6 protein-coding genes are annotated in these 10,666 nt (G+C 51.6%); 5 read left to right on the top strand and 1 reads right to left on the bottom strand.

What is annotated here, in order from left to right; genetic code table 11:
* Positions 1–6 precede the first annotated feature (6 nt).
* From dpdJ to AC3WWR_RS07615, 5 genes are all read left to right on the top strand, one after another.
* Positions 7–4,575 (top strand): protein DpdJ, encoded by a 4,569-nt coding sequence (dpdJ, locus tag AC3WWR_RS07635; RefSeq protein ID WP_492598602.1) that lies wholly within the window; start codon positions 7–9, stop codon positions 4,573–4,575.
* On the top strand, positions 4,572–5,105 hold the full coding sequence (gene dpdK / locus AC3WWR_RS07630) for a phospholipase D-like domain-containing protein DpdK (protein ID WP_492598601.1): 534 nt from the start codon (positions 4,572–4,574) through the stop codon (positions 5,103–5,105). The genes dpdJ and dpdK overlap by 4 nt, the downstream gene beginning before the upstream one ends.
* Complete coding sequence (gene dpdD, locus AC3WWR_RS07625; RefSeq protein WP_492598600.1) at positions 5,102–7,360, top strand: protein DpdD; 2,259 nt, start codon at positions 5,102–5,104, stop codon at positions 7,358–7,360. The genes dpdK and dpdD overlap by 4 nt, the downstream gene beginning before the upstream one ends.
* Positions 7,361–7,691: 331 nt before the next feature.
* Entirely contained in the window at positions 7,692–8,600 is a 909-nt protein-coding gene (locus tag AC3WWR_RS07620; RefSeq protein WP_492598599.1) for an HNH endonuclease, read from the top strand.
* The gene (locus tag AC3WWR_RS07615; protein ID WP_492598598.1) at positions 8,593–9,771 is read left to right on the top strand and encodes a DGQHR domain-containing protein; all 1,179 of its coding nucleotides are present in this window, start codon (positions 8,593–8,595) and stop codon (positions 9,769–9,771) included. Before AC3WWR_RS07620 ends, AC3WWR_RS07615 begins: the two co-directional genes overlap by 8 nt.
* Before the next feature lie 236 nt (positions 9,772–10,007).
* Here AC3WWR_RS07615 and queE read toward each other — a convergent pair whose 3' ends face one another.
* Positions 10,008–10,643, bottom strand: a complete 636-nt coding sequence (gene queE, locus AC3WWR_RS07610; RefSeq protein ID WP_492598597.1) for a 7-carboxy-7-deazaguanine synthase — start codon at positions 10,641–10,643, stop codon at positions 10,008–10,010.
* Between the last annotated feature and the right edge of the window lie 23 nt (positions 10,644–10,666).

Below are 10,666 nucleotides of genomic sequence, written 5' to 3'. Positions count from 1 at the left end.
GTCATCTTGGAAGCACGCGAACGTTTTCTTGCCTCGGTACTGGATTGCATCGAAGAGCGTGAAGCAAGGTTGCTGGTTTGGGGCATCGTCGATGGTGTCTTCAGTCAAGAAGAACTCAGCGACTTGTTCAATCCCCTGATCGACGAAGCCATCGATGATGGTATCGAAGACTTTTTCTCTGCTGAGGATGTCCTGGAGGAACTACGACTACGCAAATGGATTGTCGAGGTGCCCAGGAGTGGTGGCGCAATCGGTTACCGATCACGCATGGCGGAAACCGTGCGCTTACTGCAGCGCTTGCGGCAGTTGTTCCCGAAACACTCAGGTTCAAGTGGATGGCAGCAGGCCCCTAGCTTAGTTGCCGACTTCCGTTTTCTGCGTCGTCGTCGTCGTTATCCGGCGCGAGACATCTCCGTCGACCAAGCGTTGGCCATGATAGGTGAGGCCTCCTCGAGTCCCGCGCTGCTAGCGGCTGTAAAAGCGCTGCTAACGCCCCCCGATCGCACTGTCCGTCTGTCCGGCTTCCAGGTACGCGCTGCCCAGCGCATTTTGCGCGCGATCGAAACTGGGAAGGACTTGGCGACCATCGTTTGCGCGGGTACTGGCAGTGGTAAGACGCTTGCCTTTTACATACCGGCGCTAGCATCGATATACCGCCATGTGCTGGCAGAAGGCAAAGCCGAGCGTTGGGTCAAGGCGGTCGCCTTGTATCCCCGCACCGAGCTGCTAAAAGATCAGTTGCGCGAAGTCTTGCAGCGCACCCGAAGCCTCCAAGCCGGTTTACCGCAAAAGGATCAGGTGTCGATTCGCGTTGGTGCGCTCTATGGCGATACCCCGTTTTCCGCACAGTTCTGTGAGTGGGCAAAAATAGGCAATGATCAGGTCTGTCCGACTCTTGCCTGTCTCGACTGTGGCGGTGAGTTGCGTTGGTTGCACAAGGATCGAAAGGAGGGACGCGAACGTTTGGTGTGCGCTGTTTGCGAAGCAGTGTTAGACGGCAGTGTGTTTCCGCTCACCCGGGAGTCGCTCAAGAACTCCGTACCAGACATCCTATTCACCACCACCGAGATGCTGAACCAACGCCTCTCGGACAACTCGATGATGCATCTTTTCGGCGTTGGCCCCAGGGCGCTGCATGCGCCGGAACTGGTGTTGATGGATGAAGTGCATACTTACGAAGGTAAGCACGGTGCGCAAGTCGCATATCTAATGCGGCGCTGGCAGCGACTACTCGATCAATCGTTGCGCTTCGTCGGCTTGTCGGCGACCTTGCGCGAAGCTTCACAGTTCTTTGCGGCGCTAACAGGTTGTCGCACGAACCTTGTAGATGAAGTGTCACCGCGTGCTGACGAGATCGAATCCGAAGGTGCCGAGTATATGATTGCCCTGCGCGGCGATCCGGTCTCGCGCACGGCATTGCTGTCCACAACCATTCAGACTGCCATGGTGCTGCAGCGCTGCCTCGATCCAAAAGCCGCGCAGCCGGCACAGTCGGTCAGTCGCGGCGTTTTTGGCCAGCGCACCTTCGTCTTCACCGATAACCTAGATGTGATCAATCGTTTGTATTTCGACTTGCTCAGTGCTGAAGGACGCAATAGCTATGGTGACCCTGACATGCGCAATGCACCTGACGGCGGTTTGGCAGTGCTGCGCGAGGCCGGCTCCTCTCTCTTCCGCTATGCCAACGGGCAAGACTGGCGCTTCTGCCAAGACTTGCATATGGGCCTCAAGCACCGTTTAGTGATCAAGCGTGTTAGCTCCCAGGATCGTGGTGTTGACGCCAGCGCGGAAGTTATTGTCGCCACTGCCGTCCTGGAAGTGGGTTTCGACGATCCGGTCGTTGGTGCAGTAATCCAGCACAAGGCGCCGCGCGGAATCGCGGGCTTTCTGCAGCGTAAGGGCCGCGGCGGCCGCACCCGCGGCATGCGGCCCTGGACGGCGGTCGTGCTGTCTGATTATGGTCGCGATCGCGCTGCTTACCAGAGTTACGATTTGCTGTTCGATCCGGAACTGCCTGTTCGTACATTGCCCTTGGCGAACCGTTACATCACCCGAATGCAAGCAGTGTATGCCACCATAGATTATCTGGCATTGCGACTGCAGGACGGTCCTGCAGGTAGCGTTTGGAGCGACCTGAGCGGTGGCGACAAGCTCAATGCGCAGCGTCGTCAGCGCCTAATACGTGAACTGCGTAGTATTCTTGAAACCGAAGCAGGTAGCCGGCGTCTCTCCGACTATTTGCGCCGTGCGCTGCGCCTGTCTGACGAGGAGTTGTCGGCAATACTGTGGGAGTACCCGCGACCGTTGCTGACAACTGTGCTGCCGACCGCGCTCCGGCGTCTAGCGAGCCACTGGAGTGCAGACGGTAACCCGCAGGAGGATTACAAAGCCTTCAACACTCCGTTACCGGACTTTATTCCGGGTTCTCTTTTCGCTGACCTCAATTTAGCCGAGGTCGCCATCGATCTGCCAGAGTCGCACTCGGCAAGTCCTTCCAATGCATCTGTTATGTCAGTGTTCGCCGCACTGCGCGAGTTCGCGCCCGGTCGCGTCAGCCGGCGCTATGGCGTGCGCTATCGTACTGAGCGCCACTGGATCGCACCGTCGCCGGACTTCCAAAGCGGATCGGGCATCTGCAGCGATGTCTTGGGCCTCGATGTCGATGCCATCGGTAACCACGTGCTGCTAGGGGAGTATCTGGTACGCCGGGGCGGTGAAACGGTAGCTCTGCCAGTTTACCGCCCGGTACGCCTGGTACCGCAATCCCCCCCGGCGGCAGTTAAAGACTCGTCGAATGCCTCCTTGGAATGGCATAGCCAAATCGTCGCCACCATCGAACCGGGCTGGCTGACGCCGCCCGCAGGCAGTCGGTGGGCAGAGATTGTCACCCGTATCGGCTTTTTTACGCACTCGCGCCATGCTTCAGTAGAGATTCGACGCTTCGCGGTGGGCGCTTCGGCGGAGATTGGTGTTGGCGCGGAGAAGGTGCGGACCGACACGGTGTTTCAACGTGAGAACCAAGCGGTGGGGCTGGGAGCGCAATTTGCCGCCGACGGTATGGTGTTCCAGATCGATATCCCCCCCGATTTACACCTACGCCAGATTCTGGGCGACGAAGCGAAGTGGCGCGCAGTACGCAGCGCTCGGTTCATTGACCTTGCTTGGCGCGGTGAGCGATTAGCCATGATTGCGAGCCCCTTCATGCGCGAGTGGATAGCACAGATTTACCTGTCTGCCATGACCTATGAAGCGATGCACCGACAGATCGGCTTGGCCGAGGCCGACGCTTCTATTCGACAGGGTCAGGCATCGATCTCGCTTCCAGATGTGCTGGGCCTGTTATTTCAGTCGCAAGTGGTGGAGGTGCAGGGCGGCGACGAGACGGTGGGCAGTCCAGAAAAGTTACGCCAGGAACTGGATGCCTGTCTGCGCGATCCCATCGTGATTGCGGAATTGCACGAGTTTGGCGCCATGCTTTGGGAGCCAATCGATTCCGGCTGGGAACTGTGGCTACGTGGGGTCTACCATTCCACGCTTGCTGCAGCACTTCTACGTTCGATTACCGACCTATGCCCGAGCATCGATCCGGAAGACCTGACGGTCGACTTAGAACGCGGCCCGGCACTCCCCGGCCAAGCCGTCGGCTTTGACTCAGAAGTGGTGGAGGCGTGGTTTACCGAGCGTAGTCCAGGGGGCAACGGACTGATCGAGGAATTTATGCGGCGCTACGCGGAAGACCCGCGGCGCTTCTTCGCTACCGTACGCGCCAATCTGAGCATGGGCGAGTTTGAGTTGATCGACCATCAACTCAAACAAATGGTCACCGTGCTAGCCGAGGACAATGGTAACGGAGATTCGGAAAGCGCCTCACTGGCGCGCCAATTCCGTGCCGCCGCCAGCCAGGAAGAAATGACACAGTCTTTTCAACGCTTACGTCGGAAGTTGTTGCAGGAAGGTTTTTCCCCCTTCCACGGCTTTTTAGTGGCGCTTGGTAACCGTGTTCTGCGACCGGGATCGGGCGCGGCGACGGATCTCTACCTTTCCCGTGTGCTTGATCATTGGCAGAGTGAGGAGGCGCGTATCGGCATAGAGGTCGATCTGCGCGTTATGAGTTATTACCTAAGCCAATCGGACGATATCGATCGTATTGTGTCCGATATCGGCTCCCCTCCAGGCAACGACCGCGCGGCCTGGCGCATTGGCGCTATCTATGGCCTCTTATGGCCCCGCGGTCGGGCGATTCGCCAGTCCGCACTGAAGATAAGAAATCCCTTCAGTGAATTGCCTTTGATCGAGCGCCTCTTGGTGGTGGAAACCATCGGCGACGACCGTGTTTGCATTTCGCTGCTGGACCGTGACTGGTTGCTGCGATCTGCCGAGCAACTCAACGCCGGCCGCCAAGTTACGTTGACCTGCCCGGAAACCGAACGTGCTCGCCTAGCTTCCGCGCTCAATGCACTGGTAACCAATCCGGTCGAATCCGGCTACTTGCGCGCTTATGCCCGCCTACAGGGCATCCGCCAAACCCAATCAATGATCGAAGCTGATATTGAACTCGTCGAGGCAGTGCAATGAATATTCTCCATCGGCGCATTTTCAAGACGCAAACCACTGGCGTCACCACGATCCAGGAGTTATTGCAGACTATGTTCGTGGCCGAAGTGTTGCAACCCGGCCACGACATTTGGATCGTTTCTCCTTGGATCAGCAATGTTGTCTTGATCGACAATCGGTCCGGTAGCTTTGATGCCCTCAATCCCGAATGGGGGAGGCGAGAGATCCGCCTCGCCGATGTCCTTGTGACTCTGATGAATTACGGTACAAAAGTGCATATCGTCACCCGGAGCGAAGCCAGCAACGATGCCTTCCGTACCCGGATCGCCGATTTGACTCATGAGCATAGTCTGGAAGATCAACTCGCGATGCACATCCACGGCCAATTGCATACCAAGGGCATCCTGCTCACGCGTTGCCTGTTGATGGGTTCAATGAACCTGACCTACAACGGCATGATGATCAATGACGAATGGGTCGAGTTTTCGCTCGATCAGCACGATCTTGGTCGAACCCGCCTTGAATTCGCCCGCTACAGGGAGGCTGCATGATTGACGTCTTGCCCTCTCAGGAAAAGTCCTGGCTAGGGCGTTTTTTCTTTGGGCGCAATGCCCTGCACTGGGAAGCCATTGTCGGTGGTAGCGCGCCGGCGGCATGGCTGGAGCAGGTAAACCCGTGGATCGCAACTTTTGTTACTCAAGACTACCAATCGCCTATTGTGCTGCCGGTATTCGATGCTGATGGGCCGTCTCATTGGTATGCAATGGCTAGCAATGAGGCATCGGCAGTTGCATTGGTGCAGGAGTTGACAGCTGTTGTTGGCCCAAGTTACAGCGATTTCCATGGCCAACCACTGCAGGTCGATTGTGGCGACGAAATCGAGTGTGCCTTGCAGAAACGCTTTGGCCGTTTCGTATTCTGCTTGCGGCCAGTGAATGCGGCAGCGCGCAGCGATGTTACACAATCCTTGCAGTTGTATCTTAGTTTGCTGCGCCGCCGCCCAGACATCCCTGACCGCACCCAACGTCCGTTCGGCAAGATACGTGCTGAGTTTGATCGGGCGCTACTGGCCGGTAACGAGGCAGATGCTCAACGGTTACGCCACGAATTGGTTGCCAGCGGCCGTATTGATGTTGAACAGCACAAGTATTTGGATATTCGCATGTTGGCCGGTCTCGGTCGCCAGCATCAACTGGCGCACGATTACTCGCTGATCAAGTCTGTTCTAGGTCTGTCTTTACCCGCTCAGACCATCACCGACTTGGTCGAGGCGCTTTATGCAACTTATATCGCAGCCATCGAGGATGACCCGAACGTCGAAGCCATCCTGACAGTTTTTCGAAATGACATCGCGCGTCACTTCGGCCCGCTGTTTAAGGAACGGAAAGGTGTTCGTCAACCTAATGTACTGAAGGCCTTCCTGCTTTATGAACTTGTGCAGGACGAACCGAATATGGCGCGTTGCGGGGCGATTGCTGCCGCTTATCCGGCTCAAGCCGGGCCAGAACTGATCGAGTATTGGTCCAGCCGTTTGGTGTCTGCCCCATCGTTGCGTTCCGATGTCTTTGAATTGGCACGTCAGGCCTTAGCTGATGACGACTATGAGTTGGCGCTACAGTTGTCGTTTGAATCCTTCCCTAGCGCTTGGACGTACAGTGCCATGCTGCGTTGCGCAGTGGAACTAGAGGATATTGAAACCACTCGGCGGGTGCTCGAAGCGGTGGGTAATGCACCCGAGGCCGTGCGGGTAACTTGGACAAAACGCGACATGAGCCGACTACAACAGTTGCAGTCAGTGCCAGCAACCCCTCCCGTGGCGCCGCAAAGGTGGCCTGGAAATAGTTGGCTGTCTTGGGCTCGCTATGTCGTAGCCGGTCATTACGAGCGTCCTCCGCTACAGATTTTGGAGAGCGCGCTCACGAATTGGATTGCTGAGGAATACGCATCTAATCCGGCGGTTTGCCGCCAGTTGGCAGAGGAAATCGGCAATGCCAGCGGTGAAGCGGAACAAGTGTTTCGCGACTCCTTTGCTGCCCTTGTGGAGTTCTTCGTTGATCGCCAGGCAAAACCAGTGCGTGGCTTTATACCGCTCTACACTATGCTGATCCGCATCGTCGCATGGAATGGGGTGGTGTCGGCCAATGAACTGGAGTTGTCCTCTATCCTTATTCAGGCGTTGGTCAGCCTTGGTTCAACGAAGGAAGATTACGTCGAAGCAATCGATGCCTACGCTGAGATAGTTACCGCTAACAATGCGCCCGGAAACATCGACTGGGCGCTCAATGCAGCCGAAATGCTGGCCTTGCATGGCTCCCCAGACAAGGAATCGCGACTACGTCTTTTCATGGCAGTGGTGGAGTTAGTTCGTACCCACTATCATCGTCTCAATCCGGCTCAACATGCAATCCTGTCCTTGCTGGCAAAAGATTACGGTTGCGACAATTTGCTGGAGGTTTTCCCCTATAAGGAAGAGGGGCGCACAGAAACAGCCGTACGTGCGGACTTTAATGGATTAATCGGCATCTATACCCTGACTGAGTCCGCAGGGCAGCGCGCAAGAGAGTTTTTGCGAAAGCTCTTGCCGCGGGCACGTGTAGAGGTCAATGCCGACATGGTGGCAACCGACAAGCTAAAACATCTGGCGGAAGTCGCCGATATCTTCGTTTTTGCCTGGAGGAGCAGTAAGCATCAAGCTTATTACGCGGCAAAGGAAGCACGCGGCGACGTGCAAACTCTGCTTCCAATGGGAAAGGGAAGTGCAAGCATATTGAGTTGCGTTTTGGAAGAGTTGGAGCGATTGGGATGAAGCGATAATGTTTAAAGGTTTCTGTACAGAAAATACTGGTCGTGAATACTGCGATTTTGCGAAGCGTGAGCATCACGGCAGTGCAGGCATGAGGATGTTCTTCTTGCAGGTCTACTTTGTCGTGAGTAGAGTTTTTGTCAGGTTGGTTTAAGTGTTGTTTTTAAGTGTGGTTATTGCAGTGCGTATATACAAAATATAATTAATAGTGTTTCATTGTTTGGTGGTGCGATGCTGTGTTATTAACGCATGTTACAGGGCTTTTCTGATTAAGGGAACTTAGGGTCGATAGATTTTTAAACTGTGAGGGATTAGAGGTGAGGATATTAATGAAATGGTAGGACGCATTAGCTTAAAAAAAACGTATCCCATTATAGATGAAGAGGCGTCTAGGAGTGAGGATTGGGCTGGGGACCTTTGGGGGTTTGTAAGGCTAAATGTACCATTTTCGATAGAAACTGGTTCGTTGCGCGAACAAGCACTCAAGGATGTGCTGCATGAAAGATTTGTTAATTATGTGTTTTCAAGGTTGGTTATTGGTGCTGTATATGTTTTTAATGTTTATCTCAAGAGTTCTTGGGATGAAGAGGCCGTTGCTGAGGCGTTGAGTGATTCTGTAGATGCTCTGTTGGATATTGATGAAAAAGTGCGGCACCGGATTGTATGGTATCTAGAGCGTATTGCAAAAAGGGTTGTCAGGAACGAAGCAATGCCAACCAAAGGTCAGATCAGATCCATTCGTAAATTTGCTACAATAAAAGGTCATCGTTGTTACCTTTGCGGTAAAGATTTGCATTATAAGAATAGGCCATATGGTTCCCATACTGATAAGCATATTGAAAAAATTCGACAAAAAAGAACTTTTGAGATTGAGCACGTTTGGAATCGATCCCGCGGTGGAAGTAGAGATAGGTCGAACTTAGCAGCCAGTTGTAATGAATGTAATCAATTCAAAAAACACTTCTTGACTTTTTCAGATATGCCGGTGGAGCAGGTGATGACGCATACCTCAAACACTGAAAATATCAGTTCAGCAGTATCCAGGGAACAACGATTTTCGTTAGTTTGGTGTCAGCGTGGAAAATGTTCGCTTTGCGATGTAAATTTTCATGATTTAGATAATGATAGCTTGGTTCTTATAAGGCGCGAAGAATCTCAGCCTTACCATTTTTTTAATATGATGCTAATATGTTTACTGTGTAATGAAAATTTTTCTCGAAATGGAGTAATTCTTAGTGCATAACTATAAAGGATTTTTAGTTCGCCAGCATGATAATTCGCAAATTGATTTCATCGTTTTTGTTGCGAGAGCAAAAGATGTGGTGCAGTGGGCGCAAGCAGATGATATTCGGCTTGATCGTGGCAACGTTCAGAGAGCTTTGATCGAGTCTAGATGGAAGCAAGTGGGTAAGTTCTTCAAGGCATCAAATCGCAATGTAATTCCTACAAGTGTAACGATTGCTTTCGATGAGGGGCTACATCGTTGCTCGTCGATAGAGGAGTTGTCTAGTGTTCAATCGTCTTATTACATGGGTGACGTGGTTGATGGTGTCGTTGATATAATGTTCTCTAACTCTGTCCAGCAATCTTCTTTTATTATTGATGGGCAGCACCGTTTGAAAGGTATGGCTGAGGCAGATCAGGATATTTGGGTGCCGGTTTGTTTGTTTCCGTCGCTTTCTCAGTTTGAGAGGGCATTTCAATTTATAACAATTAATAATAAGTCTCATAAAGTCCCAACGGATAATTTAAAGGCGTTGATCACAAATTTTGCTGAAGTTGAGGAAGGTTTGCGTATCAGACTTACTCAAGCCTCAATCACTGCTCCAAAATTCGCCACGCTTGTTGATGTAATGAATGAGGACCCTGAGAGTCCGTTTTATAAAATGGTCGATTGGGTTAATAATAGGCATGCCGATAAAAAATCTGTTATTTCACCATCGGCTATTGAAAATGGTTTGAAGGCAATTAAGGGCGGGTTTTTAGAGGCGAAAGCTGATGATGCTAACGCTATAACGGTCATGACTGCTATCTGGAAGGAAATATTTTCATACTGTGGTGTAAACTATTCAAATATAGAAAATTTCAAAAATCTGACAAAAAAACCGGTAATGCAACGAATCACAGAAATGGTTGTCGAGTTTTTGGTCAAGGAGTTTGATCCAGTATTTTCTGATGAGAATATCATGTCTCAGGACGCTCAGCAGGCAGGGGCGGCTGCAAGGAAGCTAATAGGCTCTATACCTGTGGAGTTTTGGCAGGAGGAGTGGATGATGAAAAGTTTAGATACCTCTGCAGGCAGGGATATCATTAGTCACGGTATACGTGAACTAAAAAGGCAAGTTTTAGCCAATCGCGGTGCCGAATTTGATTGGCGTAAAGGGAATCCTCTTTACCTTAATGCTGGTGAGTAAATGTAAAGTTGGATTTATAATCTTCGATAATAAATGCGAAAGTTTAGCGATTTTTTTGGTCTGATATAAAAACTATACTTGGTTTGCGCGATGTGTATCCTATTTTTTGTTCTGTTTTCATGTCGAGCAAGCCTAGGTGGATGTGAGTTGTTGGGCTCTGGCTACTGGTATATTTAGTGTTTTTTTTGTATGATGGTCTTTCGATAATCTTAATGATTTGTGAGGTTGGTGGTGGGTTAAGGTATTTTTAGTATTTTGTGTTGTTGTATCCCTAAGCGCCACTTAGGGTTGCTTTTGCAGTAGATTATAGCTGCCTCAATATTTGATTGAGTGTTCATATTATCCATTGGTTGTAGGTATAGGTATTTGAAGTCTAGATGCTCAAAATTATCTGGCATTGAATCCAGTTGAGGAAATACGAGCTTTAATTCGTCGCCTTTAGTTATTTTTAGTTGTGCGCTAGATTTTGGGCTTACACAGATCCAGTCTATGCCAGTGGGAGGGGTGATAGTTCCATTGGTCTCTATGGCAATGGTGAAGTCCATTTTATGTAGCGCGACTATTAATGCTTCGTCGACTTGAAGCAAGGGTTCTCCTCCAGTCAATACCACGTACTTATGATCTTGATGGGAAATAGGCCAAAATGAATCAATGGCACGAGCGAGAGCTTCAGCATTTTTGAATTTATCCCCACCGTCACCATCTGTTCCCACAAAGTCGGTGTCGCAGAAAGTGCAGATCGCGCTAGCCCTGTCCTGTTCTCGCCCCGACCAGAGGTTACATCCAGAAAATCGGCAGAATACCGCGGGTCGACCCGCTTGGTTGCCTTCCCCTTGAAGGGTGTAAAACATTTCTTTGATGCTGTAAGTCATTTTGTTTACTCATCTGATTCAAA

This window comes from Pseudomonas sp. EB271-G4-1, from assembly GCF_058791355.1.
The sequence above is the reverse complement of the archived record's forward strand: the minus strand, read 5'-3'. Positions and strand labels throughout refer to the sequence as shown.

Coding starts and splice junctions, on each gene's coding strand:
- dpdK (WP_492598601.1), top strand. CDS start 4,572: ATGAATATTCTCCATCGGCGCATTTTCAAGACGCAAACCACTGGCGTC.
- dpdD (WP_492598600.1), top strand. CDS start 5,102: ATGATTGACGTCTTGCCCTCTCAGGAAAAGTCCTGGCTAGGGCGTTTT.
- AC3WWR_RS07620 (WP_492598599.1), top strand. CDS start 7,692: ATGGTAGGACGCATTAGCTTAAAAAAAACGTATCCCATTATAGATGAA.
- queE (WP_492598597.1), bottom strand. CDS start 10,643: ATGACTTACAGCATCAAAGAAATGTTTTACACCCTTCAAGGGGAAGGC.